Source organism: Sphingobium sp. SA2 (assembly GCF_032227065.1).
Lineage (GTDB): Bacteria > Pseudomonadota > Alphaproteobacteria > Sphingomonadales > Sphingomonadaceae > Sphingobium.
In genome coordinates this window covers 1,144,919-1,171,232 of the sequence record NZ_JAPMXX010000006.1, presented here as the reverse complement: position 1 = coordinate 1,171,232, position 26,314 = coordinate 1,144,919, and the positions used below count along the sequence as shown (strand labels likewise).

At 64.9% G+C, this 26,314-nt stretch carries 23 protein-coding genes and 1 tRNA gene; 13 read left to right on the top strand and 11 right to left on the bottom strand.

Annotated elements, in window-relative coordinates:
- Positions 1-9: 9 nt before the first annotated feature.
- Together OVY48_RS13365 and OVY48_RS13360 are read left to right on the top strand one after the other, a co-directional pair.
- Positions 10-1,104, top strand: coding sequence for an AI-2E family transporter (locus tag OVY48_RS13365; protein ID WP_313923175.1), 1,095 nt, complete (start codon positions 10-12; stop codon positions 1,102-1,104).
- Between the two features lie 140 nt (positions 1,105-1,244).
- Positions 1,245-2,609: a glycoside hydrolase family 27 protein gene (locus tag OVY48_RS13360; protein WP_409593249.1), complete on the top strand. Its 1,365-nt coding sequence runs from the start codon at positions 1,245-1,247 to the stop codon at positions 2,607-2,609.
- 194 nt (positions 2,610-2,803) lie between these two features.
- On the opposite strand, the gene OVY48_RS13355 is transcribed toward OVY48_RS13360, so the two are convergent.
- Positions 2,804-2,878: transfer RNA gene (locus tag OVY48_RS13355), tRNA-Glu, on the bottom strand.
- 101 nt (positions 2,879-2,979) lie between these two features.
- Complete coding sequence (gene recJ / locus OVY48_RS13350; RefSeq protein WP_313923173.1) at positions 2,980-4,746, bottom strand: single-stranded-DNA-specific exonuclease RecJ; 1,767 nt, start codon at positions 4,744-4,746, stop codon at positions 2,980-2,982.
- Between the two features lie 147 nt (positions 4,747-4,893).
- Between recJ and OVY48_RS13345 the strand changes: the two genes are divergently transcribed.
- Both OVY48_RS13345 and OVY48_RS13340 read left to right on the top strand, forming a co-directional pair.
- Positions 4,894-7,011: a BamA/TamA family outer membrane protein gene (locus OVY48_RS13345; protein WP_313923172.1), complete on the top strand. Its 2,118-nt coding sequence runs from the start codon at positions 4,894-4,896 to the stop codon at positions 7,009-7,011.
- On the top strand, positions 7,011-11,219 hold the full coding sequence (locus tag OVY48_RS13340; RefSeq protein WP_313923171.1) for a translocation/assembly module TamB domain-containing protein: 4,209 nt from the start codon (positions 7,011-7,013) through the stop codon (positions 11,217-11,219). The genes OVY48_RS13345 and OVY48_RS13340 overlap by 1 nt, the downstream gene beginning before the upstream one ends.
- Before the next feature lie 7 nt (positions 11,220-11,226).
- Here the strand turns inward: OVY48_RS13340 and OVY48_RS13335 are convergent, their stop codons facing one another.
- The 7 genes from OVY48_RS13335 to OVY48_RS13305 form a co-directional block, all read right to left on the bottom strand.
- Entirely contained in the window at positions 11,227-13,395 is a 2,169-nt protein-coding gene (locus OVY48_RS13335) for a prolyl oligopeptidase family serine peptidase (RefSeq protein WP_409593246.1), read from the bottom strand.
- 122 nt (positions 13,396-13,517) lie between these two features.
- Positions 13,518-13,943: a 50S ribosomal protein L17 gene (gene rplQ, locus OVY48_RS13330; protein WP_037477453.1), complete on the bottom strand. Its 426-nt coding sequence runs from the start codon at positions 13,941-13,943 to the stop codon at positions 13,518-13,520.
- 172 nt (positions 13,944-14,115) lie between these two features.
- Positions 14,116-15,180, bottom strand: a complete 1,065-nt coding sequence (locus OVY48_RS13325) for a DNA-directed RNA polymerase subunit alpha (protein WP_037477455.1) — start codon at positions 15,178-15,180, stop codon at positions 14,116-14,118.
- A gap of 119 nt (positions 15,181-15,299) precedes the next feature.
- On the bottom strand, positions 15,300-15,689 hold the full coding sequence (gene rpsK / locus OVY48_RS13320) for a 30S ribosomal protein S11 (RefSeq protein ID WP_004208752.1): 390 nt from the start codon (positions 15,687-15,689) through the stop codon (positions 15,300-15,302).
- A 78-nt stretch (positions 15,690-15,767) separates the two neighbouring features.
- On the bottom strand, positions 15,768-16,136 hold the full coding sequence (rpsM, locus tag OVY48_RS13315) for a 30S ribosomal protein S13 (RefSeq protein ID WP_037477457.1): 369 nt from the start codon (positions 16,134-16,136) through the stop codon (positions 15,768-15,770).
- A 208-nt stretch (positions 16,137-16,344) separates the two neighbouring features.
- Complete coding sequence (locus OVY48_RS13310; protein WP_409593686.1) at positions 16,345-17,097, bottom strand: glutaminyl-peptide cyclotransferase; 753 nt, start codon at positions 17,095-17,097, stop codon at positions 16,345-16,347.
- An 11-nt stretch (positions 17,098-17,108) separates the two neighbouring features.
- Positions 17,109-17,846 carry a folate-binding protein gene (locus tag OVY48_RS13305; RefSeq protein ID WP_313924776.1) on the bottom strand — a complete coding sequence of 246 codons (738 nt, stop codon included), beginning with the start codon at positions 17,844-17,846 and terminating at the stop codon, positions 17,109-17,111.
- 76 nt (positions 17,847-17,922) lie between these two features.
- Between OVY48_RS13305 and OVY48_RS13300 the strand changes: the two genes are divergently transcribed.
- Entirely contained in the window at positions 17,923-19,254 is a 1,332-nt protein-coding gene (locus OVY48_RS13300; RefSeq protein ID WP_313923169.1) for a dihydroorotase, read from the top strand.
- Here OVY48_RS13300 and rarD read toward each other — a convergent pair.
- Together rarD and OVY48_RS13290 are read right to left on the bottom strand one after the other, a co-directional pair.
- Positions 19,251-20,120, bottom strand: coding sequence for an EamA family transporter RarD (rarD, locus tag OVY48_RS13295; RefSeq protein WP_313923168.1), 870 nt, complete (start codon positions 20,118-20,120; stop codon positions 19,251-19,253). The genes OVY48_RS13300 and rarD overlap by 4 nt on opposite strands.
- 29 nt (positions 20,121-20,149) lie before the next feature.
- Positions 20,150-20,371, bottom strand: a complete 222-nt coding sequence (locus OVY48_RS13290) for a hypothetical protein (protein ID WP_043150086.1) — start codon at positions 20,369-20,371, stop codon at positions 20,150-20,152.
- A 159-nt stretch (positions 20,372-20,530) separates the two neighbouring features.
- Here OVY48_RS13290 and OVY48_RS13285 point away from each other — a divergent pair, with 159 nt between their 5' ends.
- The 8 genes from OVY48_RS13285 (at position 20,531) to OVY48_RS13250 (ending at position 26,289) form a co-directional block, all read left to right on the top strand.
- The gene (locus OVY48_RS13285) at positions 20,531-21,280 is read left to right on the top strand and encodes a hypothetical protein (RefSeq protein WP_069065401.1); all 750 of its coding nucleotides are present in this window, start codon (positions 20,531-20,533) and stop codon (positions 21,278-21,280) included.
- An 89-nt stretch (positions 21,281-21,369) separates the two neighbouring features.
- Entirely contained in the window at positions 21,370-21,756 is a 387-nt protein-coding gene (gene crcB / locus OVY48_RS13280) for a fluoride efflux transporter CrcB (protein ID WP_313923167.1), read from the top strand.
- Positions 21,753-23,207 (top strand): RluA family pseudouridine synthase, encoded by a 1,455-nt coding sequence (locus OVY48_RS13275; RefSeq protein ID WP_313923166.1) that lies wholly within the window; start codon positions 21,753-21,755, stop codon positions 23,205-23,207. The genes crcB and OVY48_RS13275 overlap by 4 nt, the downstream gene beginning before the upstream one ends.
- On the top strand, positions 23,204-23,806 hold the full coding sequence (locus tag OVY48_RS13270) for an FMN-binding negative transcriptional regulator (RefSeq protein WP_313923165.1): 603 nt from the start codon (positions 23,204-23,206) through the stop codon (positions 23,804-23,806). The genes OVY48_RS13275 and OVY48_RS13270 overlap by 4 nt, the downstream gene beginning before the upstream one ends.
- Positions 23,803-24,462 carry an HAD-IA family hydrolase gene (locus tag OVY48_RS13265; protein WP_037474391.1) on the top strand — a complete coding sequence of 220 codons (660 nt, stop codon included), beginning with the start codon at positions 23,803-23,805 and terminating at the stop codon, positions 24,460-24,462. The genes OVY48_RS13270 and OVY48_RS13265 overlap by 4 nt, the downstream gene beginning before the upstream one ends.
- On the top strand, positions 24,459-24,713 hold the full coding sequence (locus OVY48_RS13260; RefSeq protein WP_096062286.1) for a hypothetical protein: 255 nt from the start codon (positions 24,459-24,461) through the stop codon (positions 24,711-24,713). Before OVY48_RS13265 ends, OVY48_RS13260 begins: the two co-directional genes overlap by 4 nt.
- Complete coding sequence (locus OVY48_RS13255) at positions 24,710-25,399, top strand: ATP12 family chaperone protein (RefSeq protein WP_313923164.1); 690 nt, start codon at positions 24,710-24,712, stop codon at positions 25,397-25,399. The genes OVY48_RS13260 and OVY48_RS13255 overlap by 4 nt, the downstream gene beginning before the upstream one ends.
- Before the next feature lie 152 nt (positions 25,400-25,551).
- Positions 25,552-26,289: a hypothetical protein gene (locus OVY48_RS13250; RefSeq protein ID WP_409593684.1), complete on the top strand. Its 738-nt coding sequence runs from the start codon at positions 25,552-25,554 to the stop codon at positions 26,287-26,289.
- The last annotated feature ends 25 nt before the right edge of the window (positions 26,290-26,314 follow it).

Sequence of the window (26,314 nt, the reverse complement as noted above, 5' to 3'; positions counted from 1 at the left end):
AAGGCGTGCATGACCCTTGATCATGACGACGCCGCCACGGCGCAATCACAGCCGGCACCGGCGTCTTCCGCAACATCCTACAGCCCCGGCCGGGTTGCCAATGCCGCATTGGTGGTCGTCGGTATCGTCGGCCTGGCATGGATCATGGTCGAACTGACCCGCTTCCTGATGCTGGTGTTCGCGGCGATCGTGATTGGTGCGGTGTTCGACACGATCGCCAACTGGTTGTGCCGCATCACCGGCATGAAGCGGTCGATGGCGCTCGCTTTGTCGGTCATCGGCATGATCACCCTGTTCGTGGGCGCGTTCGCGCTGTTCGGGTCGCAACTGGCGCAGGAGTTCGATACGATCCGCGAAACCGTCCCCCGCGCGCTGCAAAGCGTGGAGGGGCTGCTCGACCGCTATGGCCTTGGCGAACGGGCGCGGCAACTGGTCGAGGGTGGCGGCAAGGATGTGTCGCAACTGGTGTCGCAGGCGGGCGGCTATGCGTTGGCAGCGGGCAGCGGCCTTGCCGATTTCGTGCTGGTCCTGGTCGGCGCGATCTTCCTGGCGGGCGATCCCGCCACCTATCGCCGGGGCCTGCTGCTGCTGATCCCGAAGAGGGCCGAGGAGACGGTCGCGCTGGCGCTGGACGATGCGTCGGGCGGGCTGCGCGGATGGATGGTGGGGCAAGCGGTGTCCTCGCTGGTCGTCGCTGCGTTCACCTGGGCGGGGCTTGCCTTGCTGGGCGTACCTGCTGCGGGCGGCTTGGGCGTGATCGCTGGCCTGCTCGACATCATTCCGATGATCGGACCGGTCATTTCGGGCGTACCCGCCGTGCTGCTGGCCTTCACCGTGTCGCCGATGACCGCGCTGTGGACCCTGTTGCTCTTTCTGGTGATCCAGCAATTGCAGGGCAATTTCCTGCAGCCGATGATCCAGAAACATGCCGTCGATGTGCCCCCGGCGGTGCTGCTGTTCGCCGTCTTCGCCGCCGGCCTGCTGTTCGGCTTCCTCGGCGTGCTGCTGGCCGCGCCGCTGACGGTGGTCGTGTTCGTCGCGGTGCAGCGCCTGTATGTGCAATCGATGCTGGGCAAAGAGATCAAGGTCGCCGGGAGGGACTAAGCCATTATTAACGCTGCGCTCATCCATTTTCAGCTCTAGGTCTGCGGTGTTGATCCGAGACCTTGTCCTCCCAAGTTGCGCCGCCGGATATTGTCTGACAAATATGGCCTGATTTCTGCTGGCAGAGGACAGGCCTACTCATGGATATCTCCCGTCGAACAGCTATATTCGCTACGGCTGCGGCTTCTCTTGCAGGCGTTGCACAACGAGCCGTCGCGGAGACGCCGATGTCCCCCTCGCGCTCAGGCTCGCAAGGGGCTGTACTGGCCCCGCGCCCGCCCATGGGTTGGAACAGCTGGAACAGTTTTGCGGGCACCATCACTGAGGATCAGGCGCTGGAGACCGCTGCGATCATGCGGGACGCCTTGCTGCCATCGGGCTATAACGTCTTCACGATCGACATTCAGTGGTATGAGCCGGAAGCGAGCAGCTACACCTATAATGCCAACCCGGTTCCGGCGCTGGACGCCCATGGGCGGCTGGTGCCCGCGCCCAATCGCTTTCCATCGGCCAAGGGTGGTGAGGGCTTCGCGCCGATTGCCGCGAAGGTCCATGCGATGGGGCTGCAATTTGGCATTCATGTCATGCGCGGCATTTCGCGCCAAGCGGTGAAGCTGAACCTGCCGATCCTCGGCACGAATGTCCGCGCGCAGGATATCGCCGACACCACATCCATCTGTGCGTGGAACCCGGACATGTATGGCGTCGACATGACGAAGCCCGGCGCGCAGGCCTATTATGACGGGCTGTTCAAACTCTATGCCTCATGGGGTGTCGATTTCATCAAGATGGACGATATGAGCCGTCCCTATGACAGCCGCGCGCCGGAGATCGAAGCGGCGGCGACAGCCATTGCCCGCTGCGGGCGGCCAATGATCCTGAGCCTGTCGCCCGGCGAGACGCCGCTTCTGCGCGGCGACCATGTCCGCCGTCATGCGCAGATGTGGCGCATTTCCGACGATTTCTGGGACGAATGGGCGCAATTGGAAGCGCAGTTCACCCGGCTGGAGAATTGGACGCCGTTTCGTGGTCCCGGCGCCTGGCCCGATGCGGACATGTTGCCGCTCGGTCGCATTGCCTTGGGCGAGCGGATGTCGCGGTTCACGCCCGACGAACAGCAGACATTGATGACTTTATGGTCGATCACCCGATCGCCGTTGATCATGGGCGGCGACCTGCGCCACCTCGATGCGGCCACGCTGGCGCTGCTGACCAACCCCGAAGTGCTGGCAGTCAACCAGGCAAGCCAGGACAACCGCCCGCACTTCCTTGAAGACGGATTGCGGGTCTGGTCGGCGGCGTCCGAGGACGGGAAGGCGCGCTATCTTGCGCTGTTCAACCTTGGGACCAAGACGCGGGACGTTTCGGTGCCGCTGGCGAATGTCGGTGTCGACGGTTCTGCAGCGGCGCGCGATCTGTGGAAGCGACGCGACATGGGTCCGGTCACGGGCCATGTAGTCACGCGCCTTGCGCCGCATGCCAGCGCGTTGTTTCGCCTGAGTTAGGGGAGGGAACAACCCTGCATGCCTTGGATGTTCTGGCCGGATCAGAAGCCAGGAAACCGGTCATATCGGCACCCATCATCAGCGCCCTGTAGTCATATGACGACGACGAGCGCTTTGGTATGGAACGTTTTGCGTAAATGACATTGAGGGAAATGCCATTCAGGCGCTTTCCGGCATCTTCGCTGTAGAGAAACTGGTGATCCCAACGGGATTCGAACCCGTATCGCTGCCGTGAAAGGGCAGTGTCCTAACCGTTAGACGATGGGACCACATACAACGACCGGCCAAGCGGCGCTGCGAAGTGAGGGGGGCATTAGGAGGAGACGGCGCGGCGGTCAACCCCTTTTGCGGGCAAAAACGCGCCTGCCACTCAGTCGGCCCAGGCGGCGTCGTCCAGATGCAGTTCGGCGGCGGGACGGCTGCCCCAGTCGTCGATTTTCGCGCGTCCCGCAACCCACAGCCGCCGGTCGTAGGACGCGCCCAATATCGCCTGGCCCATGTCACTTTCGGCCTGACGAAAGGCGATGGTCTTGATCGACCGGCCGTCCGCGCCCGCCATGATCGCGCGCAGATGGCCATTGCCGACCACATCGGCCTTGACCACGCGCATGGGGCCAGCGGCAATCCGGGGGGCGGGCCAGCCCGCGCCATAGGGGCCGCCCTGCTCGATCGCGGCGACAAATTCCGGGTTCACGCCCGCCGGGGCCAGCACCGCGTCGATCAACAACGCCCGGTCGTCGCGCGCGCGCGCCACAGCGCTTGCCAGTCGTTCGTCCAGAAAATCGGCGAGCGCATCGACCTTGTCTGCCGCGACGGTCAGCCCGGCCGCCATGGCATGACCGCCGCCCGCGACCAGCAGACCGCTATCCTTGGCCGCCATCACCGCCGCGCCCAAATCCACGCCGGAGATCGACCGGCCCGACCCCTTGCCCACGCCATCCTCGTCCAGCGCGATAACGATCGCCGGTCGCCCAGTCTTTTCCTTGATCCGTCCCGCGACGATGCCGATGACGCCCGGATGCCAGCCCAGCCCGGCAATCACCGCGACGGCGCGATTGCCCTGCGCGTCGAGCAGCGCTTCGGCCTGTTCCTGCACCGTCGATTCGATCGCGCGGCGCTCCTCATTATAATGGTCGAGCTGTCCCGCGATCCGCGCCGCCTCCGACGGGTCCAGCGTCGTAAGCAACCGCACGCCAAGATCCGCCTGCCCCACGCGCCCGCCCGCGTTGATGCGCGGCCCCAATGCAAAGCCCAGATCATGGCACAGCGGCGCGCGGGTCAGGCGGCTGGCGTCGATCAGGGCGGCGAGGCCGATGTTGCGCCGCTTGGCCATCACCTTGAGCCCCTGCGCCACGAAGGCGCGGTTGAGGCCGCGCAGTTGCGCTACGTCCGCCACCGTGCCGAGCGCGACAATATCAAGCAATTCCATCAGCGCGGGTTCCGCCCGCGTCGCGAACCAGCCGCGCCCGCGCAACAGCCGCACCAGCGCCGCGCCCAGCAGGAATGCGACACCGACGGCAGCCAGATGGCCATGCGTTGCCGCTTCGTCCCCCTCGTCCAGCCGATTGGGGTTTACCAGCGCCAGGGCTTCGGGCAGCGCCGCGCTGCATTTATGGTGATCGACTACCACGACATCGACGCCGGTGGCCTTCGCCATCGCCAGCGCCTCGAACGCCTGCGCACCGCAATCGACGGTGACGATCAGGGTCGCCCCTTCGCCCGCCAGGCGCACCAGGGCCTCGCCCGACGGGCCATAGCCCTCCATCAGGCGATCGGGGATATAGGGCTTGGCCTCCAGCCCCAGATCGCGCAGCAATCGGATCAGCAGCGCCGCGCTGGTCGCGCCGTCCACATCATAGTCGCCGAAGATGCGCACATCCTCGCCGCGCTGCACGGCATCGGCCAATCGCTCGGCCGCCGCGTCCATGTCGCGGAACAGGCTGGGATCGGGCATGAAGGCGCGGATCGTCGGGTTGCGATGCGCCTCCAGCGCCTCGCGCGGGCAGCCGCGCGCCATCAGCAATTGCGTCACCAGGTCATCGGGCAGATAGCCGGGGTCGCGCGCGTCCGCCCCCTCCCCCCGCCAACGCCAGGGTTGGCCCATCAGGGATCGCGAAATATTGAGCGCAAATGTCATGCGCTTGCTCTAGACGGGCCTTGGGCCGGTGGGAAGCGCCCCCGTCGCGGCTAATCGTCGCCGGAACGGAACCGTCGCAACCCGTTGCGCGTATTGGAAGTTCGTCGGCCAATTGCAGGGCTGGCGATGAAGGGGCATCGCATTTTCATGATCAGACGGCAGGCACATCATGTCCGGCGCATGTTGGGCCTTATCCTCGTCACCGCATCGCCCCTGCCTCTCATGGCGCAGACGACCAGTGATCCTGTGCCTGCGCTCCCCTATGACGCGGCATCGAGCGAAGAACCGATCCTGCCCGACGATCAGTTCGAGGCGCGCCTGCCGCAGGTCGAAAATACGGATTCATCGGCGCCTCTTCCTTCCATCGACAGCTGGATCGACCAGCAGATGCCACTACAGGCCGACGCCCCGACGCAGTTGCCGCCTGCGACCGAACCCGCGCAGGAGGTGGAACTCGCCCAGCCCTTGGCCCCGCTCGACAGCGTCACCGTGCCCGCCAATGCCGCGTCCGACGATGATCCCAATGCCGAGCAGCCCGACATCCGCTATGCGACCAGCATCGACGGGTTCGGCAAGACCGGCCTGGAGGATGCGTTCAAGGACGCATCGACCCTGATCGACGGCGATGGCAAGGCGGAAACCGCCGCCATGGTGCAGGCGCGCGCGCAGGAGGATGAGGAGCTCGCCGTGCGGCTGCTCTATTCCGAAGGCTATTATGACGCGACCGCGCTCGCCAGCCTCGATCAGACCGGTGACGGCACGCTCAAGGCGGTCGTTTCGGTGACGCCTGGCAAACGCTACACGCTCGGCGATATCGTCATCACCGCCGGGCAAACCGTACCGCCGGGGCTGGTCCGTGACAGCCTGCCGCTCAAGACCGGCGATTATATCGTCGCCACCACGATCGAGGGTGCAGAAGCCAATGTCGCGCTGAAGCTGCCGGAAAATGGCTATGCCTTTGCCAAGGTGGGCGAGCGCGACATCCTGCTCGACCCGGCGACCATAACGGGCGACTATACCCTGCCCGTCGACACCGGCCCGCGTGGCACATTCCGCAAGATCACCACGAGCGGCGACAAGCAGGCCTTTGGCGCCGACCATATGGAGGTCATCCGCCGCTACAAGCCAGGCCAACTTTATGACAGCCGCAAGGTCGATGACCTGCGCAAGGCACTGGTGGCGACGGGCCTGTTCGCCAGCGTCGGCGTGGATCCGGTGCGCACGGGCGAAGCCGGGCCGGACGGAACTGAATATGTCGATCTGCATGTCGAGCAGGAGGCAGGTCCGCCGCGCACGTTGGCTGGCGAAGCTGGCTATGGCACCGGCCAGGGCTTTCGCGCAGAAGGCACCTGGACCCACCGCAACCTCTTTCCGGCCGAAGGCGCGCTGATCGCCAGCGTGGTTGCGGGCACGCAGGAACAGGGCGTGGCAGGCACGTTCCGCCGCTCCAATGCAGGCAAGCGTGACCGCACGTTCCAGGCGGGCGCGCTGCTCAACCATCAGAAATATGATGCCTATGAAGCCTTTACCGCTGGCCTCAACATCACCTGGGCGCGCCAATCGACGCCGATCTTTCAGAAGCGCTGGACCTATAGCTATGGCGCGGAAATCCTGCTGTCGAACGAACAGACCACGATTAACGCCGCCACCGGCGAGAATAACCGGCTGACCTATTTCATCGGCGCGCTGCCGGTGCAGGTCGGCTATGACCGGTCCAACGACCTGCTCAACCCCACAAGGGGCTTCCGCGCCAATCTGCGCGTGTCGCCCGAAGCCTCGCTGCAGGGCAATGTTTCGCCCTATGTGCGCAGCACGTTCGACTTGAGCGGCTATTTCCCGGTGTCGGACAGCCTGGTCATTGCCGCGCGCACGCGCCTTGGCACCATCAACGGTGTGGCCCGTGACGATGTCGCGCCATCGCGGCGCATCTATGCCGGCGGCGGCGGATCGGTGCGCGGCTTCGGGTTCCAGGAATTGGGACCGAAGGACGTAAACGCGGACCCGATCGGCGGCCGATCCGTCAATGAATTTGCGGTCGAGGGGCGCTATCGCTTCGGCAATTATGGCGTGGTCGCCTTTGTCGATGCGGGGCAGGTGTATGAAAGCCAGGTCCCCGAATTTTCCGACATGCGCTATGGCGTGGGTCTGGGTGGGCGCTTCTATACCAATTTCGGTCCGTTCCGCGCCGACATCGCCATGCCGATCAACCGGCAACCGGGCGAATCCAAATTCGCCGTCTATATCGGGATCGGGCAGGCTTTCTGATGACGCAGGACGACACCCTCACCCCCGACCGGATCGACACCGTGCGTCAGGGTCGCCCCTTGTGGCAAAAGATCGTGATCGGCGTTGTCGGCTTGATCGTCGCACTGGTCTTGCTGACGGGCGTGTTGCTGCTTGGCCTTAACACCCAGCCGGGCAAGAAATTCCTGATCCAGCAGATCGCCGCGTTCCAGATGGAATCGGGGATGGCAATCGAGGTCGGGCGGATCGACGGGTCCATCTATAGCGACATGGTCATTCACGACCTGATCCTGCGCGACCCCAAGGGCGTGTTCGCGGTCAGCCCGCGCGTGCATGTGGTGTGGAAGCCATTCCGCTACATCAACAATCATATTTCGGTCAGCCTGCTCGAAACCCCGCTGGTGGTGCTGGCGCGCAGCCCCCAATTCAACGAAACGCCGACCGACCCCAACGCGCCGATCCTGCCCGACCTCGACATCGACGTTGACCGGATGAAGATCGACAAGTTCATCCTTGCCCGGCCCGTGATTGGCCAGAAGCGCGAGATCGCTATCGATGGCGTCACGCATATCGCCGATGGCCGCGCGATCCTGTCCGCCGATGCGATCGTCGATAGCGGCGACCGTTTGCAGGCGAAGCTGGACGCCGTGCCGTCGCAAAACCGCCTGGCCATGAGCGGCACGCTGACCGCGCCCAAGGGCGGCGTCATCGCCGCCATGTCGGGCCTGACCGATGGCATGACTGCGACCCTGGATGGCAAGGGCACATGGCAGGCGTGGGACGGGCGCATCGTCGCCACCAGCCCCAGGGGCGAACTTGCCAACGTCGCCATCGCCGCGCGCGATGGCAATTTCACCGCCAAAGGTCCGGTGCGTCCGGGCTTGGTCATGGCGGGCACCGTCGATCGCCTGACCGCACCGCAACTAGATGTCGATCTGTTTGCGGGTCTCAACGAACGCCGTGTGAACCTCAAAGGCACGCTGCGCTCGCCTGCTCTATCCGCCGATGCACAGGGCGTCATCGACCTTGCCGCCAGCCGTTTTAGCGCGCTGCGGATCAACGCCGCGCTGCTGACCCCCGGCGCGATCATGGAGAAGGTGCGCGGCCGCGATGTGCGCGCCTCGATCATTCTCGACGGGCCGATGGCGACGCCCTTCATCGACTATGACATCACCGCCAGAAATCTGGCGTTCGATGCAACCGGCATCGAAAATCTGAAGGCCTCTGGCCGCGCGGTGATCGACACCGACCGCATCCGCATTCCCGTAAACGCCACGGCGAGTCGCGTAACCGGCCTTAATGCCGCGGCAGGCGGTCTGATGAATAATCTGCGCGTGAAGGGCGACTTCGCCTATGCGGGCGGCAAGCTGATCAGCGACAATCTCAAGATCGACAGCGACCGGATCGACGCCACCGCGATCATCCTCGCCGATCTCGACAACGCCCTTTATCGCGGCGCGCTTAAAGGCAGGGTCAACGACTATAAGATCGACGGTGTGGGTATCGTCAATCTCAATACCGATGTCGAACTGGTGCCCGGCCCCAAGGGCGGCTTTGGCTTGTCCGGTCGCTTCGGCGTGCGCACCGCGCGCTGGGAGAACGCCTCCGTCCGCGATTTCCTGGGCGGCAATGCCGTGGCCAGCGGCCGCATCGGCATGACGCCGGAGGGCAAGTTCACGCTCGCAGGCCTCAAGGGCGCAGCGCCCAACTTCACGATCCAATCGGGGTCGGGCAGCTATGATACGGATGGCGCGATCGCCTTCGACGCGACAGCTTCCTCGCGCCAATATGGCCCGCTTGCGCTGACCGTGCGCGGGACGATGGAACGGCCGCAGGCGGTGCTGCGCGCATCGCGGCCCAATGTCGGCGTGCAACTGTCCGACGTGGTCGCAAAACTGAATGGCGAAGCGGCGGGCTATCGCCTGGAAGCCACCGGTGGGTCGCCCTATGGGCCTTTCTTCGCCAATGTGCTGATCCGCACCGCCCAAGGTCCACTCACCATTGACGTCACCCGCGCGCGTTTTGCCGGTGTGGACATGAACGGCCGCATCCAGCAGAGCGCCGCCGGTCCCTTTACCGGCCAGTTGGCGATGAACGGCTCCGGCATCACCGGTGCGATCCGGCTCGCCGCCGTCGGTCAGGCGCAGGGCGTGAACGTCAATGCGACCGCCAGCAACGCCAAATTGCCCGGCGACGCAGAAATCCTGATCGGCCGTGCGATCGTCACCGCATCGATGGTGCTGACCGACCAACCGCGCATCATCGCCGATGCCCAGATCGCCAACGCCGCCTATGGTGACTATATCGTCCGCAAGGCGCGGGCGAAGCTCGAATATCAGGGCGGGCGCGGCAAGGCCCAGCTGGTTGCGGACGGCTCCAGTGGCGTGCCCTTCTCGATCGCCGCCAACGCCGCGCTACGCTCCAATCTCTACGCCGTGGCGTTGCAGGGCAAGGCGGGCAACATCCCGTTCCGCCTAGCCCAGCCCGCCATCATCCGCACCGAGCCGAGCGGCTATCGCCTCGACCCGGCGACACTGGTCCTGCCGCAGGGCAAGGTCGATCTGGCCGGGCGCTTCGGCGGCACGACCGCGGTGCAGGCGCGCTTCAAGGATTTCGATCTCGCCATCGTCAACATGGCGGCCCCCGGCATGGGCATTGGCGGTCGCATGACGGGCGCGCTTGATTATGTGCAGGAGGGCAATGCCTTCCCGACCGCGACCACGCGCCTCGCCATCGCCGATTTCCGCCGGTCGAGCCTGTCGGCCGTATCCGACCCCGTGTCGATGACGATGGAGGGCAAACTGTCCGCCGCAGGCGGCGACATGCGCGGGCTGATCCGGCGCGGCAGCGCGACGCTTGGCCGCTTCGTCGCGACGCTCGCCCCCCCCGGCCCCGGCGCAAGCTGGAGCGAACAGCTCCAGTCCGCCCCGCTGGGCGGCGGCATCCGCTATTCCGGCCCGGCCGATGTCCTCTTCTCCTTCGCAGGACTCGCCGACCAGCAGCTGACCGGCGGCCTCGCCGTTGCTGCGGACTTTAGCGGGCGGCTGACGGCCCCGCGCGTCAACGGCATCGCCCGCGCCAATGCGCTGACCTATGAGAATGAGACGTTCGGCACCCGCGTCACGCAGATGAAACTCGACGGGCGTTTCACCAACGACCGGCTCGACATTCGCGACTTTTCAGGGCGCGCTGGCGACGGCACGGTGCAGGCATCCGGCACGGTCGGACTGGCGGCCGAGAGCGGTTTCCCGATGAACATTGCGGTCAAGCTCGACCGCGCACGCCTCGCGCGCAGCGAAGCGATTACCAGCGTGGTCAGCGGGTCGCTGGCCATCACCAACAGCGCGGCCAATGGCGGGCTGATCAAGGGCGACCTCAGCCTGCCCGAAACCCGCTACAAGGTGGCATGGCAGGGCGGCACGGAAATCCGTCAGCTCCAGGGTGTGCGTCGCAAGGGCGAGGGTGTCGATATCCTCGACCAGCGTATGGCCGCGCGCAAGACTGCGGCACAGCCAGCCGACTGGAAGCTCGACATTCGCGTGCGGGCCGACAATGAAATCTATGTGACCGGCATGGGGCTGGATTCCGAATGGAAGACCGACATGCGCGTCACCGGCACCACCGCCAATCCGCGCGTCGTCGGCAAGCTGGAAGTGCTGCGGGGCCGTTACAGCTTCTCCGGCAAGCAGTTCGACCTGGAGCAGGGCATCATCACCTTCAACGGGCCGATGATGAACCCGACGCTGGCGATCAAGGCCGAGACGCGGATCGATACGGTCACGGCGGGCCTGCAAGTCACCGGCAGCGCGCAACAGCCCGACATCGCCTTCATCTCGACACCCAGCCTGCCGCAGGACGAAATCCTCTCGCGCATCCTGTTCGGCGACAATGTCGCCAACCTGTCGGCGACGCAGGCGATCCAGTTGGCAGCGGCCTTGAACGGCTTGCGCGGCGGCAGCGGGGGACTCAACCCGATGGGCAAGCTGCAGGGCGCGACCGGCATCGATCGGATCGGCATCGTCGGAGGCGACGAGCAGACCGGACGCGGCACGTCACTCGCGGTCGGCCAGCGCATCTCCAACGATATTTATGTGGAGATCATCACCGATTCGCGCGGCTTCACGGCGACCCAGTTGGAAATCGCCCTGTCGAAGACGCTCAGCCTGCTGTCCAAGACCGGAACCAACGCCGGGTCGTCAGCCAACCTTCGCTATTCGAAGGATTATTGAGGGCGCGTCATTGGGGCTTTCGCTGGATCGTCAGTCCGGTGAAATGCGCCACGAAGGCATAGCTGTCGGCATATTCGTCGATCAGCTTGTCAATCGGCTTGCCCGCGCCATGGCCCGCACGATTTTCCACCCGCAATAGCCGGGGCCTGTCGCCAACCGCTGCCGCCTGGAGGGCCGCCGCATATTTGAAGCTATGCGCGGGCACGACCCGGTCGTCCGTGTCGGCCGTGGTCACCAGGATGGCAGGATAGTCCTTTCCGTCCAATATATTGTGATAGGGCGAGTAGCCGTAGAGGAGCGGGAAATCCTTGGCCCGGCCCGGCGAGCCATAATCATCGATCCAATAGCGCCCGGCGGTGAAACGGTCGAAACGCAGCATGTCCATGACTCCGACCGCGGGCAGGGCAGCGGCGAACAGGTCGGGCCGCTGGTTGACCACGGCGCCGACCAGCAGCCCGCCATTGGAGCGCCCCTCGATCGCCAGGCCATCCTTGGGCGTATAGCCATTGCTCTTGAGCCATTCGCCCGCCGCAATGAAATCATCGAACACATTCTGCTTGTTCGCCCCGCGTCCGGCCTCATGCCAGGCTTTGCCGAACTCGCCACCGCCGCGCAGATTGGCGATGGCATAGACCCCGCCCTGCTCCAGCCAGGCAAGCCGCGTCGCCGAATAGCCGGGCGTCAGGCTGATGTTGAACCCGCCATAGCCATAGAGGATGGTCGGCGCGGCGATCGCCCGGTCCGCCAGCACCTTCTTGCGGATGATGGTGATCGGGATCGGCGTGCCATCCTTGGAGGGGTAGAGCCGTTGTTCGATACCGAAATCATCGGGGTTGAAGGGCAGTTCGGGCTGCGCGAACACGCTGCTTTCCATGGTCGCGGTGTCGAACCGATAGATGCTGGACGGCGTTACGAAGCCGGAGAAGCTGAAGAAGGTTTCCGGGTCGCCGTCACGCCCGCCAAAGCCCGCCGCTGTGCCCATGCCCGGCAGGGGGACATCCGCTACCTTGCGTCCGTCCAGCTCGACCAGTTCGGCGATCGTCTCCGCCTCGCTGACATAGGCGAGGACCAGCCGGTTGCCGACGAGCGACCCGCCCGCCAGCGTTTCCGTCCGCTCCGCCACCACTTCCCTCGCCCCCCGGCGCGGCCGCGCGGCGTCCAGAGTCACCAGCCGCGATCGAGCAGCGGATTTGTTGGTGATGAAGTAGAGCATCGTCCCCCGGCTGCCGACCAGCCGCCAGTCATGCGTTGGTCCCTTGACCAGCTGGCGCGGCTTGACTGGCCCGCCATCCAGCGCAGCGACATGGACTTCGCGTCGGCTGTCGATGCCTTCGAAACTGTTGATGACCAGCCAGCCGCCATCGCTCGTCACCTGCGCCTGATGGCTGAGCTTGGGCCGGTCGGGCGTTTCGTAGACAAGTTGGTCCTGCGCCTGTTCCGTGCCGATCCGATGGTAGAAAAGCTGCTGCCCCTCATTGGCGGAGCGAAACGTCTCGCCGTCCGCTGGCGGGGCATAGCGGGAATAGAAGAACCCCTCACCCCGCCCGTCCCAGGCGATCTGCGAGAATTTCACCCATTCGACCCGTTCGTCCAGCGTCCGCCCGCTGTCCACGTCCAGCACGCGCAGGGTGCGCCAATCGCTCCCCGCCTCCTGCATCGCATAAGCAAGGTAGCGGCCGTCGGGGGACGGTGCCCATTCGGCGAGCGCGCTCGCGCCGTCCTTGGCCCAATCATTGGGATCGAGCAGCAAGCGTTGCGCACCCGCCAGCCCGTCGCGCACATAGAGCGGGGTCTGGTTCTGCAGACCCTTGTTATAGCCGTAGAAATAGCGGCCACCCGCCTTGCGCGGCACGGTGTAGCGACCATGCGACAACAAGGCCTGCATCCGCGCTTTGAGCGCATCGCGGCCGGGCAGCCCGTCGATATAGCGGCGAGTCAGCGCATTTTCCTGGGCCACCCAGTCGCGCACCGCCGGGTCGGCGCGCAGGTCGTTTTCGAGCCAGCGGTAGGGGTCGGCGACCTTCACGCCGAAATGATCCTCGACCAGATCGAGCCGTCGCGCGGCGGGGTAGCGCAGACTGCTATCCTGCGCGCCCGCGTCGATGATGGCTGCGTTCGGCCCGGCCAGCGCAGGCGTCGCCGCCAGCAGCAGCGGCAGCAGGGTCAGGCGAAACACGCGCGCATCCTCTCACAGTCTTCTTCAACGCCAACAGGCCGCAGCTCCCTTGAGAGCCGCGGCCTGTTGATAAAGCAATATGGTCCGACTGTCAGGTCATGCCGACAGTCAAAACTGACGGATCAGGCTGCTTCCAGCTCGTCCTCGTCTTCATTCTGCAGCGGGCCGGAATCCTGACCCTTGGCGCTGACGTCGCGATCGACCAGTTCGATGATCGCCATCGGCGCAGCGTCCGACGCGCGGAAACCGGCCTTGATCACGCGGGTATAGCCGCCGTTACGATCCTTGTAGCGCTCGGCCAGCGTCTCGAACAGCTTGATCAGCTGCGTGTCGTCCTGCAGCCGCGCATGGGCGAGACGACGGTTGGACAGGCCACCCTTCTTCGCCAGCGTGATCAGCTTTTCGACATAGGGACGCAGCGCCTTTGCCTTGACCGTGCCGGTCATGATCTGCTCATGCTTGATGAGCGAGGCGGCGAGGTTGCGCAGCAGTGCGTTACGATGGCCGGTGGCGCGTTGCAGCTTACGCTGACCCATTTTATGACGCATAATCTCTTCCTTCGTTCGTTAAGGGGCCGTTCGAGGTACCCCAGACCAGGCGGTGACGGGACCGCCCCATTGTTCGTCATTCCCGCGCAGGCGGGAACCCATCTCCCACCCCATCCCCAGGCGCAAGGCCAGGAGATGGGTCCCCGCTTTCGCGGGGATGACGGAGTTTTCTTTAGCCCAGCAGCTCTTGTTCGAGCTTCTTGGCCATTTCCTCGATATTCTCAGGCGGCCAGCCGGGGATGTCCATGCCCAGGCGCAGGCCCATGGACGACAGCACTTCCTTGATTTCGTTCAGCGACTTGCGGCCGAAATTGGGGGTGCGCAGCATCTCGGCTTCGGTCTTTTGGACCAGATCGCCGATATAGATGATGTTGTCGTTCTTGAGGCAGTTGGCCGAGCGAACCGACAATTCCAGTTCGTCCACCTTCTTGAGAAGATAGCGGTTGATCTGGTTGGTGTCGCCTTCGCTGTCCGACGTCGATGCGACGGCATGTCCGCCCTGCGACGGCGCTGCGGTCGGCAGTGCGTCTTCGAAGTGGACGAACAGCTGGAGCTGGTCCTGCAGGATACGGGCAGCGAAGGCCACCGCGTCTTCCGGCGTGACGGTGCCGTCGGTTTCGACGGTCAGCGACAGCTTGTCATAGTCCAGTTCCTGGCCGACGCGGGTGTTGTCCACCTTATAGGCGACCTGACGGACCGGCGAGTAAAGCGCGTCGATCGGGATGAGGCCGATCGGCGCGTCGGCCGGGCGGTTGGCAACGGCGGGGACATAGCCCTTGCCGATGTCAGCCGTCAGTTCCATGTTGAGCGTGGCGCCCTGGTCGAGATGGCAGATGACCAGATCGGGGTTCATAACCTCGATATCGCCGACGACGCTGATGTCGCCTGCCTTGACCACGGCCGGGCCGGTGGCGGAAAGCTGCAGGCGCTTTGGCCCGTCGCCTTCCATCCGCAGCGCAACCTGCTTGATGTTGAGGACGATATCGGTCACGTCCTCACGCACGCCAGCGAGCGACGAAAATTCGTGCAGGACGTTCTCGATCTTGATCGAGGTGACCGCCGCGCCCTGGAGCGAGGAAAGAAGAACCCGGCGTAGCGCGTTGCCAAGCGTCAGGCCGAAACCGCGCTCTAGTGGCTCGGCGACAAAAGTCGCCTTACGCTTGCCGTCGCTGGTTGGCTTGATTTCCAGCGCGTTGGGCTTCTTCAATTCCTGCCAGTTCTTCATGTTGACAGTCATGTAATTCCCCTGGGGATGTGGCCGAAACGCTTATGATCCTGGACCCGACAGGACGTTGCGGCCGATGCAGACGGGTAACGGGCGGCGCGTCCGCCGCCCGCCATATCGCTCAGCCGTGGTTAGACGCGGCGGCGCTTGGACGGACGCACGCCGTTGTGCGGGATCGGCGTCACGTCGCGAATCGAGGTGATGTGGAAGCCGACGGCCTGCAGCGCGCGCAGAGCCGATTCACGACCCGAACCGGGGCCCTTGACTTCGACTTCCAGGGTACGGACGCCATGTTCGGCGGCCTTGCGGCCCGCGTCTTCGGCGCAAACCTGGGCGGCGTACGGGGTCGACTTGCGGCTGCCCTTGAACCCCATCATGCCGGCCGAGGACCAGGAAATCGCATTGCCCTGGGCGTCGGTAATGGTCACCATGGTGTTGTTGAAGCTGGCGTTGACGTGCGCGACGCCGGCCGAGATATTCTTGCGCTCACGGCGCTTAATGCGCTGGGGTTCGCGTGCCATTTTGCTCTATCCTACTGAAATCGTTTAAAAGGAGAAGTCGCCGGAGGGTCAGGCCAAAAAGCCTGCGACCCTCAACGATTACTTCTTCTTACCGGCAATCGCCTTTGCCTTGCCCTTACGGGTGCGCGCATTGGTGTGCGTGCGCTGGCCGCGAACCGGCAGACCCTTACGATGACGCAGGCCGCGATAGCAGGCCAGATCCATCAGGCGCTTGATGTTCATCGCGGTGTTGCGACGCAGATCGCCCTCGACCGTCAGGTCGGCGTCGATGGTTTCACGGATCTGGAGCACTTCGGCGTCCGAAAGATCCTGAATACGACGGCTCTGGTCGATGCCGAGCTTGGTGGCGATGTCAACGGCGGTCTTGCGACCAATGCCGTGAATGTAGGTGAGCGCGATGATTACGCGCTTGTTGGTCGGGATGTTAACACCCGCAATACGTGCCATGGTACTTAAATCTCCTGCTCCACGGGGCGATTGGCGTCACCCCATCTCAAAGCGTCAAAGGCCGGTTTTCCTGGCGGAAACGCACGATCCATACTATCCTCCGAGACGCAAAAAAGACGGTCAGTGCGCAGAGCACTGCCGGTCACCTGCGTGTCGGGATCGGTCGCCACTAGCGATTCGGCCGCTTCCTGTCAACCGCATGGCTGGTCTATTCGGCCGCGCGGGCGACCTTTATCTCGAACAGCTTGGGCCAGTTCTTGCCGGTCACGAACAGGCGATCCCTTTTACTGTCCCAGGCGATGCCGTTGGCCACCGCCTCGCTGTCCGTCACCCCCGCCGCCTTGCGCAGCGCGGCGATGTCGACCCAGTCGATCACGGCGCCATTGCTGGGGTCGATCCGGGCGATCTTCGTGTCATACCAGATATTGGCCCAGATTTCGCCACGCACATATTCCAGCTCGTTGAGCCGATCGACCGCCCGACCGTTCCAGCTTACGGTGATGCGGCGCTGTTCGGTCATCGTGTCAGGATCGAAGAAGCGCAGCTGCGCGGTGCCATCGCTCATGATCAGGCTCTTGCCATCCTGCGTCAGGCCCCAGCCTTCGCCCTCATAGCGGAAGTCGGCGATCGGCGCGAAATCATCGAGCCGCCAGACGAAGCCGCGCCGGTGCCGCCAGGTCAGGCTGACGATCCGGTCGTTCCAATTGACCATGCCCTCCCCGAAATAGGGCCGCTCGATCGTGCGGCGGGCCAGTATCTTGCCCGTGCGCAGCGCCACTTTGCGGATGTCCGACCGCCCTTCCAGCCCAGTGCTTTCGTAAAGCGCGCCGTCGTGGAAGAAGAGACCCTGGGTAAAGGCGGTCTCGTCATGCGGGTATGTTTTGACCAGCGTCCAAGGCGTATCGGCCAGGGCTGGCGTGGCGATGAGGGCGAGTAGGGCGAGAAGGAGCATCCGCCCCATGCGTCGGCAGGTCATTCCGCCACCTGCGCCGCTATGGCTTGCGCCAGCCAGTCCGGCAGTAGCGCGGGGTCCAGATCTTCCACCCGCCGCAATTCGATCGACAGACCAAGCTCGGGCAAGGCGGCGCGCTGGCGCTTCTCCTCGGCCTGCGCCAGCGGCACCGCGACCAGCCGCCGGTTCACCTTGGCGCGATAATGCATCCGCGCGGTATTTTCCTGACCGACATAGCAGCCCTTGTCATAATCGACCCCATGCAGCTCCCCGGCATTGGTTTCGAGCCAAAGCGTTTGATCCTGTCCCAGTTCGCCCACACCTTCGAACACGCCGATCGCCAGCCGATGCGCGCGGAAGGCGGCAGAGGCGTCCCCCTCCCCCGCTGGCGCGATCCAGCGATGGCCAAGCGCCGGCAGACGCGGGTCAAGCGGCTTGTCCTGCGCGTCGGGCGCCCAATGCACCGCCAACGCATCGTCCCGCGCGATCACGACCTTGCGGCGCAGGCGATAGAGGGTGAGGCGCTTCGCCAGCGCATCGGCTTGCGCCGCCTCACAGTCGATCAGCACATCCTCGCCGTCTCTCCATAGCAGGAAGTCGAACAGCGCCTTGCCCTGCGGCGTCAGCAGCCCGGTCCAGCGCGCCTCCCCCGGCTTGAGCGTCAGCACGTCGCGAGTCAGCAGCCCTTGCAGGAAGGGCTTGGCCTCCTCGCCCGAAATTCTGAGGAGCGCGCGGTCGGTGAGGGTGGTGCCGGTCATCGGCTTTAGGTAGGACAGTCGCGCTGAATAACCAACCCGTTCGGGCCGAACGGGTTTTGACAAGCGGAACCACGCCATGACCCAGACTTTCGACCTGATCCTCAAGAACGGCACCGTCCATACACCGGGTGGCGCGGAGCAGACGGACGTGGGCGTGCGCGCGGGGAAGATCGTGGCGATCGGTTCCGGCCTGGGTGATGCGGGCGAGGTGATCGACTGTAGCGGGCTGGACGTGTTGCCCGGCTGCATCGACAGCCAGGTGCATTTCCGCGAGCCGGGCCTGGAACATAAGGAAGACCTGGAATCAGGCAGCCGCGCGGCGGTGCTGGGCGGGGTGACCGCCGTGTTCGAAATGCCCAACACCAACCCCAACACCGACACGGCCGCGCGCGTCCATGACAAGCTGGTCCGCGCCCGGCATCGCATGTGGTGCGACCATGCCTTCTATGTCGGCGCGACGGCGGACAATGCCGAACAGTTGCGCGAACTGGAACGCATCCCCGGCACGGCAGGCGTCAAGATCTTCATGGGGGCCTCGACCGGCAGCCTGCTGGTCGATGATGATGATGCCCTGTCGCGCGTGCTGGCCAGCGGTACCCGCCGCGTCGCCATCCATGCCGAGGATGAGGCGCGGATGAACGCGCGCAAGGACTATCGGGTCGAGGGCGATCCATCGTCGCATCCCGTCTGGCGCGACGATGAAAGCGCGATGATCGCGACCAAGCGGATCATCGCCCTCGCCCGCGCCGCGCGGCGACGCATCCACATCCTGCACATCACGACGCCGGCAGAACTAGAATATATCGGCCAGAACAAGGATATTGCGACCTGCGAAGTGACGCCGCAGCATCTGACGCTGGCGGGGGAGGATGCCTATCCGCGCCTTGGCAGCTATGCGCAGATGAACCCGCCAATCCGCAGCGCCGCGCATCGCGACGGGCTGTGGCAATGGCTCAATCAGGGCGTGCCCGACGTGCTGGGCAGTGACCATGCGCCGCACACGATCGAGGAAAAGGCCAAGACCTATCCCGCCAGCCCCAGCGGGATGCCGGGCGTGCAGACGCTCGTGCCGCTGCTGCTCAACCATGTGGCGGAGGGGCGGCTGACGCTGCGCCGCTTCATCGAATTGACCTCGTCGGGGCCGCAGCGGGTGTTCGGGCTGGTCGGCAAGGGCCGGATCGCGCTTGGTTATGATGCCGACTTTACCGTGGTGGACCTCAAGAAGCGCTGGACCGTGGGCAAGGACTGGCTTGCCTCGCGCTGCGACTGGTCGCCGTTCGAGGGGATGGACCTGACCGGCAAGGCGGTCGGCACCATCATCCGCGGCCATCGTGTGATGTGGGAGGATGCGCTCGCCAATGCTGCGGTGGGCGAACCCGTGCGGTTCGAAGCGACGGAGTTTTCCTAAGCCGTCACGACCCGATTGCGGCGGGCGGCCTTCACGCTGTCCGTCGCGAACAGGATCAGGCCGACCCAGATCAGGCCGAAGCTCAGCATTTGGCTCCGGCTCAGCGTCTCGCCGAACAAGAGGACGCCACAAAAAAATTGCAGCGTCGGCGCCAGATATTGCAGCACGCCCAGCGTCGCCATGGGCAGGCTGCGCGCGGCCGTGGCGAACAGCACCAACGGCACGGTGGTCACTACGCCTGCGATGATGAGCAAGGCGGTGGTCGATACATCCTGTCCAAAGCCGATGGGACCATGGCTCGCTTCCCAGACGAGATAGGCGACCGCCAGCGGCGCAAGGAGCAGCGTTTCGACCCCCAACCCCGTCATCGGGGCTACCGGCGTCATCTTGCGGATGAGGCCATAGAAGGCGAAGCTGAAAGCCAGCGTCAGGCTGATCCACAGCGTCGTAATCGCGGACGCCGCCAAGATGGCGACACCCACCGCCGCAAAGCCGATCGCCAGCATCTGCCCACGCCGCAAGCGTTCCTTGAGCACCAATACGCCCAGCGCCACATTGACCAGCGGGTTGAGGAAATAACCAAGGCTGGTCGCCACGACATGGCCGTCATTGACCGCCCAGACATAGACCAGCCAGTTGATCGCGATCATCACCGCAGACCCGGCCAGCGCCAGCAGCAGGCGACGGTCGCGCAGCACGGCAATCATCGGGCCGATGCCGTTGCGCAGCGCCAGCAGCGTCAGGATCAGCAGCAGCGACCAGAGTATGCGCTGGGTGATGATTTCCACCGGATCGACATGGTGCAGCAGCCGGAAGAAGATCGGCAGCAGCCCCCAAAGCCCATAAGCGCCCAGCGCCGCGAGCAATCCCCGGCGTATACTGGCGTCCGCGTCGGTCAGATAAGCCCCCCGCCCATGAACAGCCGCAACGCGCCGAAGGCCGCGACGATCAGGCAGAAATTGCGGCCGCCATTTTTCGAGGAGAACATGCCGATAAAGGCGCCGAACAGCGCCATGGGCACGAAGATCCAGTTGAGCGCGCCCAGAAACGGAAAGACCGCCGGGATCATCATGATAAGGGTGACAAGGCCGATAAAGCCGGACAATATGTTGAGCATGATGGTCAGATGATCCTTTCGCCGCGCGCGAACAAGTCGGTCGACAGGGCCAATGCGCAGAAACTGGCCTTGCGATAGGGGAATTTTTCGGGATTCACCAAATGTCCTAACGAAAAATTAACCTCCGTTCTTCATGGCTTGTTTACGAAGGAGTGAAGAATGGCGTTTTTCCGGTCTGTTTCCCTGCTCACGCTTATGGTTGGCCTGGCCGCCTGCGGCAAGGGCGACAAGGACGCCAATCTCGCCGCGCTCGATGCGCAACTCACCAACAATGCGGTCGACCCGGCGCTCAAGGGCGCGCTGGCCGACCCGATCGTCGTTGATCCGCAACTGGTGGGCCAGTCCAACCGCAACGCCGTGCGCCCCGCCGACCAGCCCGCCAATGGCGCAGTGCCGGTGCTGTCGGGCGATGCCGGTGCGGCGCAGGCGCAGGCGCAAGCGGTCAAGCAGGCGGGCGGCAAGCTGCTCCCGGCGCCTGCCGCCAGCGAAGGCACCGCCATGGCGTCGAGCGTCACGCTGGGCGCGGTCGCGCGCGAACAGGCTACCCGGCGTGGCGGCACGGCCAATTGCTCGAAGAAACTCGCTTACGGCATGGAATGGGCGCAGCGCCTGCCCGACCCCTTCGCCCTTTATCCCGGCGCGCAGCTGACCGAAGCGGCCGGCGCGGAGACCGACGGCTGCACCCTGCGCGCGGCCAGCTTCGTCACCCCCGCCCCACGCCAGGGGGTGATGGACTATTATTATACCGTGGCCCGCCGCGCGGGCTATGACGGCGAGCATAAGATATTGGGCGGCGACCATGTGCTGGGCGGCACGCGCAAGGCCGATGGCAGCGCCTATTTCATCCTCTTCACCGATGCGCCCGGCGGCAAGACCGGCGTGGACATCATCGCCGACAACGGAAAGTAACGGGCGTCTGCTCTCTGCGCTTCAGACGCGGAAAGACTGTTTCACCATCGACCTTTCCCCTTTGGCGGAATCGCTATAGGGCGATAGTCATGACCAATATCTTTCTCGTAATGGGCGGCGGCGCGATTGGCGCGGCGCTGCGCTACCAGCTTGGGCGCTTCGCCGGGCATTTGACGCCTGGCGCGACCTGGCCCTGGGGCACGTTCGCCGCCAATCTGATCGGCGGCTTCGCCATGGGACTGCTCGCCGGATGGCTGGCGCGCGGCAGCGCGGTGGCGGGCGAACCGATCCGGCTGCTGCTCGGCGTCGGCCTACTTGGCGGCTTCACCACCTTTTCCGCCTTCAGCCTGGAAACGCTGCTGATGTTCGAGCGCGGCCAGATGATCGTCGCCTTGGGCTATGCGCTGGCGTCGGTGATCGGCGCAGTCGTGGCGCTTGCGCTCGGCCTCACCGTGATGCGGAGTGTCGTGGCATGAAGGGTCGTCCCCCACCCAAGAACGACGCCCCGCGCGGTCGCAAGCCTGCCGCGCCTGGCAAATCCACTGGCGGCAAACCCGCTGGGAGCAAGTCGGGGTTCGGCAAGGCCGCTGATGGCAAGCCCGGCGGCGGCGCCAGATCCTTTTCCAAGCCATCGGGCGCGCCCGGTCGCGCCCGTGGCGGGGCCAAGGCCGCAACCGCACGCAAGGGCGAAGGCGGCAAACCCGCCTTCAAGGCTCCCTTCAAATCCGGCGCTAAGCCAGCGGGCAAGCCCGCCGCCAAAGCGGCCGTGGCGAAAGTCGCTATCGTACCATCCACGCCTGCAAAGCCCAGCGTGGCCAAGGGCGTCTCGCTCGACGTGCGGCAATATCGGGTGCAGCCCGACGATGACGGCATCCGCCTCGACCGCTGGTTCCAGCGGCATTTGCCCGATGTCGGCTTCAACATCGTGTCGCGCTGGTCGCGCACCGGCCAGTTGCGCATCGACGGCGCGCGTGCCGCGCCGGGGGACCGCGTTGCCGAAGGGCAGATGATCCGCGTACCGCCCGCCGAAGCCAAGGCACCCGCCGCCGAACGCCCCAAGCGCGAGCGCGTCATCGACCTGACCGAGGACGAGATTGCCTTTGTCCAGGAGATGGTGATCCATCGCGACGCGCAGGCGATTGTCATCAACAAGCCGCCGGGCCTTTCGACGCAGGGCGGCACCAGGACCGACGAGCATGTCGACAAGCTGCTCGACGGCCTGATGTTCGATTCCGAATCGCGTCCCAAGCTGGTCCACCGGCTGGACAAGGACACGTCGGGCGCGCTGCTGATCGCGCGTACCAGCCGCGCCGCCGCGCATTTCGCCAAGGCCTTTTCCAGCCGCACCGCGCGCAAAGTCTATTGGGCGCTGGTGATCGGCGTGCCGTCCATCTCCGACGGGATGATCGAACTGCCGCTCGCCAAGCAGCCGGGCACCGGTGGCGAGAAGATGCATGTCGATGAGGAAGAAGGTCTGCCCGCCCGCACCCGCTATCGCATCATCGAGCGCGCTGGCAACCGCGCCTGCTGGGTCGAACTGCAGCCCTATACCGGCCGCACGCATCAGTTGCGCGTGCATCTGGCGGCGATCGGCCATCCGATCGTGGGCGACGGCAAATATGGCGGCAAGGACAGTTTCCTGACCGGGTCGATCAGCCGCAAGATGCATCTCCACGCCCGCCGCATCCGCGTCGATCATCCCGATGGTGGACGGGTCGACGTGATGGCTGAGCCGCCGACGCATTTCGCCGCCAGCCTCGCGGACATGGGCTTCGACCTCAGCCTTGGCGACATGCTGCTGGACGATGAGATCGACCGGACCCCGACCCGCGAGGATGAAAAGAAGTTTGCGCGCCAGCATGCCAAGCAGGTCCGCAAGGACCGCAAGGGCGAGCGCCGGTCGCGCGGAGGTTCTCGCGACGAATGACGCCAGGCGCGCCCTATCGCTGGACCGATGAGGCCGCGATCCGTGATTTCGTGACGCAGACGGGCTTCGGCCTGCTCTGCGTCGCTGCGCCCGACCGGATGCATGCCGTCCATTTGCCGCTCATCTGGCTGGACGAGCGGCGGATCGGCCTGCACCTCCATCGCGCCAACCCGATCGTGCCGCATCTGGACGGGCAGGACGCGCTGATCGTCGTCACCGGCGATCAGGCCTATATCAGTCCCGACTGGTATGGCCTGCCCGACAAGGTGCCGACCTGGAACTATGTCGCGGCTGAACTGCGCGGGCCGATGGTGCGGTTGGACAAGGCCGAAACCATCGCGCAGATCGACGCGCTGAGCCACGAGCAGGAGCAGCGGCTGGCACCCAAGCCATTATGGACGCGCGACAAGATGAGCGATGGCCTGTTCGACAAGACCATGACCGGGCTGGTCGGCTTTGCGATGCAGGTCGAGGCTATCCACGGCACTGCCAAGCTGGGGCAGGACAAGCCGGAAGCGGCGCGTATCGGCGTCGCCGACGCGCTGGATGCCGTGGGCGAAGGCGCGCTGGGGTCGCTGATGCGGGGGACATTGGCATGAGCAATCCGCTTGTCGTGTTCGATTGCGACGGCACGCTGGTCGATAGCCAGCATAGCATCTGCACCGCCATGACGCGAGCGTTCGAGGAGGCAAAGCTGGCCCCGCCCGACCGGCCCGCCATCCTCTCGGTCGTCGGCCTGTCGTTGCCGCTCGCCATCGCCCGGCTGTTGCCCGACGCGGAGGCGGATTTCCACGATCATCTGTCCGACCGCTACAAGCTGGCGTTTCAGGCGATGCGGCGGGAGGAGGGCGTATGCGAACCGCTCTATCCCGGTATCGCGGATCTGGTGGTGGAACTGGATGCGGCAGGTTGGCTGCTGGGTGTCGCGACCGGCAAGTCCGATCGCGGGCTGGCGCTGTGCCTCACCCATCATGGCCTGATCGACCGTTTCGTGACGCTCCAGACCGCCGATCGCCACCCGTCCAAGCCGCATCCCTCCATGCTGCTGACCGCCATGGCCGAGGCCGGAGCCGCGCCCGACACAACGGTCATGATCGGCGACACCAGTTTCGACATCGACATGGGGGTCGCGGCGGGCGTGCGCAGTATCGGCGTCGCCTGGGGCTATCACCCGCCAGCAGAACTGCTCGCATCGGGCGCGCAGGCCGTGGCGATGGACAGCGCGGCTTTGCGCGGCCATATCGGCGCGCCATGACCGATATGCCCCCGATTCCGCCCATCGATCGCGAAAAGATCGCGCGCCAGCGACACTTCGCCATCGGCCTGTTCCGCCTGTCGGGCGCGTTCGTCGTGATGATCGGCTTCCTCGCCATCATGCAGCGCTTTTCCTGGGTGCAAGGCGACAAGGCCAAGGCGTTCGGCGCGATCATGGTCGTGGTCGGCCTGTTCCAGTTCCTGGTGGTGCCGCGCCTGATGCTGGCCCTGTTCAAGCGGACGGGCGCATGAAGCGCTTCTACAAGGATGTGACGATCGTGGCCGAGAGTGATGGCCATGCCATTCGCCTCGATGATCGTCCGGTCCGCACCCCCGCCCGCGCGCTGCTGACGCTGCCGACATTGGCGCTGGCGCAGGCGGTTGCCGAGGAATGGCGGGCGCAGGGGGATACGGTCGATCCAGCGTCCATGCCGTTCACCGGCCTCGCCAATGCGGCGATCGATCATATCGTACCCAATCGCGCGCAATTTGCCGCCGGGATCGCGCGCTATGGCGAAAGCGACCTGCTCTGCTATCGTGCCCATTCGCCCGAAACGCTGGTCGCGCGGCAGGCGGCGGCGTGGGATCCACTGCTCGACTGGGCGCGCGCGCGCTATGATGTGGCCTTCGTGGTGACGCAGGGCATCCTGCCAGTCGCCCAGCCCGAAGCGACGCTCGCCCGGCTTCACGCCGTGGTTGCAGGGCATGATCCGTTCCGATTGGCAGGCCTGTCCACGCTGGTAACGCTGAGCGGGTCGCTTGTATGCGGCTTGGCGGTGGTGGAAAATAGCCATAGTGCTGAAGCAATATGGCCGATCGCCGAGATCGACGAGGCTTGGCAGGTCGAACAATGGGGCGAAGATGCGCAAGCGGCAGCCCGCAGCGCACGGCGTAAAAGCGAATTTTCCATGGCCGGAGCCTTTTGCGCGATGAGCTGAGTTTGACGGGGTGGGAACTCCATCGTTCCTTCGTTCATTAAAGATGTTGCGGGGCAGCAATGATGCCCAACCGATATTTTTAGACGACGAACAAGGAGACCCTGACGTTGCCAAAGTCCGCACTGATCGCATTTCTGACCCTTTCGACGGCGATGACCGCCCCTGCATTTGCGCAGGAAGCGCCCGCCGCGCCCGCCGCTTCGGCACCCGCCGCCACGACGCCGGCCGATCCCGCCGCGCCCGCAGAGGCCGCGCCTGCAGCAACCGCGATGACGCCGGAACAGATCGCCGCCTTCAACACGGCCGTCACCGATTTCACCGCCGGGCAGAGCGCGCAGCAGAGCGGCGACAACGCGACGGCCATCACCAAATATGAAGCGGCCATCCCCGCCATCAAGACGGCGGTCGAATCCGACCCGTCCAAGATGGACAATGTCAATTTCCTCGCCAACGCGCTGTACGCCAACGCCGCTGCCTATGGCGCGATGGGCCAGTTGGACAAGACGATCGCCCTCTATGGCGAGTCGCTGCCCTATTGGCGCAAGGTCGTGGAAGCCAAGCCAACCGACGCGGCCAGCCGCAACATCCTGGCCGGTATCCTGATCCAGATGGGCAATCAGAAACTGGGCGCGCAGGACAAGGCTGGATCGGCCCCGCTCTATAGCGAAGCGCTGACACTGGCCCGCAAGTCGGTTGCCGAAAATGCCACCGACAATGTCAGCAAGAATATCCTGCTGTCCGCGCTGATCGGTGCCAGCCAGTCGACCAGCGACACCGCGCTTCAGGCCGAAGCCGTCGAAATGTCCAAGAAGATGCTGGCTGACGGCAGCGTCGATGCGAGCAACAAGCCTTCGGCACAGGCGCTGACCGGCGCGCCCCAGGCTGGCTAAGAGGTTGAAGGGTTGAGGGGGCGCT

Bases quoted from the DNA above. Each gene is read 5' to 3' on its own strand.
- OVY48_RS13305 (WP_313924776.1), bottom strand. From the start codon at position 17,846: ATGACCGGCACCACCCTCACCGACCGCGCGCTCCTCAGAATTTCGGGC.
- OVY48_RS13360 (WP_409593249.1), top strand. From the start codon at position 1,245: ATGGATATCTCCCGTCGAACAGCTATATTCGCTACGGCTGCGGCTTCT.
- OVY48_RS13270 (WP_313923165.1), top strand. From the start codon at position 23,204: ATGACGCCAGGCGCGCCCTATCGCTGGACCGATGAGGCCGCGATCCGT.
- OVY48_RS13250 (WP_409593684.1), top strand. From the start codon at position 25,552: ATGACCGCCCCTGCATTTGCGCAGGAAGCGCCCGCCGCGCCCGCCGCT.
- rpsM (WP_037477457.1), bottom strand. From the start codon at position 16,136: ATGGCACGTATTGCGGGTGTTAACATCCCGACCAACAAGCGCGTAATC.
- OVY48_RS13325 (WP_037477455.1), bottom strand. From the start codon at position 15,180: ATGACTGTCAACATGAAGAACTGGCAGGAATTGAAGAAGCCCAACGCG.
- recJ (WP_313923173.1), bottom strand. From the start codon at position 4,746: ATGACATTTGCGCTCAATATTTCGCGATCCCTGATGGGCCAACCCTGG.
- OVY48_RS13290 (WP_043150086.1), bottom strand. From the start codon at position 20,371: ATGCTCAACATATTGTCCGGCTTTATCGGCCTTGTCACCCTTATCATG.
- OVY48_RS13285 (WP_069065401.1), top strand. From the start codon at position 20,531: ATGGCGTTTTTCCGGTCTGTTTCCCTGCTCACGCTTATGGTTGGCCTG.
- OVY48_RS13310 (WP_409593686.1), bottom strand. From the start codon at position 17,097: ATGGGGCGGATGCTCCTTCTCGCCCTACTCGCCCTCATCGCCACGCCA.
- OVY48_RS13265 (WP_037474391.1), top strand. From the start codon at position 23,803: ATGAGCAATCCGCTTGTCGTGTTCGATTGCGACGGCACGCTGGTCGAT.
- OVY48_RS13260 (WP_096062286.1), top strand. From the start codon at position 24,459: ATGACCGATATGCCCCCGATTCCGCCCATCGATCGCGAAAAGATCGCG.
- rplQ (WP_037477453.1), bottom strand. From the start codon at position 13,943: ATGCGTCATAAAATGGGTCAGCGTAAGCTGCAACGCGCCACCGGCCAT.
- OVY48_RS13340 (WP_313923171.1), top strand. From the start codon at position 7,011: ATGACGCAGGACGACACCCTCACCCCCGACCGGATCGACACCGTGCGT.
- OVY48_RS13345 (WP_313923172.1), top strand. From the start codon at position 4,894: ATGATCAGACGGCAGGCACATCATGTCCGGCGCATGTTGGGCCTTATC.
- rpsK (WP_004208752.1), bottom strand. From the start codon at position 15,689: ATGGCACGCGAACCCCAGCGCATTAAGCGCCGTGAGCGCAAGAATATC.
- OVY48_RS13365 (WP_313923175.1), top strand. From the start codon at position 10: ATGACCCTTGATCATGACGACGCCGCCACGGCGCAATCACAGCCGGCA.
- crcB (WP_313923167.1), top strand. From the start codon at position 21,370: ATGACCAATATCTTTCTCGTAATGGGCGGCGGCGCGATTGGCGCGGCG.
- OVY48_RS13255 (WP_313923164.1), top strand. From the start codon at position 24,710: ATGAAGCGCTTCTACAAGGATGTGACGATCGTGGCCGAGAGTGATGGC.
- OVY48_RS13300 (WP_313923169.1), top strand. From the start codon at position 17,923: ATGACCCAGACTTTCGACCTGATCCTCAAGAACGGCACCGTCCATACA.
- OVY48_RS13275 (WP_313923166.1), top strand. From the start codon at position 21,753: ATGAAGGGTCGTCCCCCACCCAAGAACGACGCCCCGCGCGGTCGCAAG.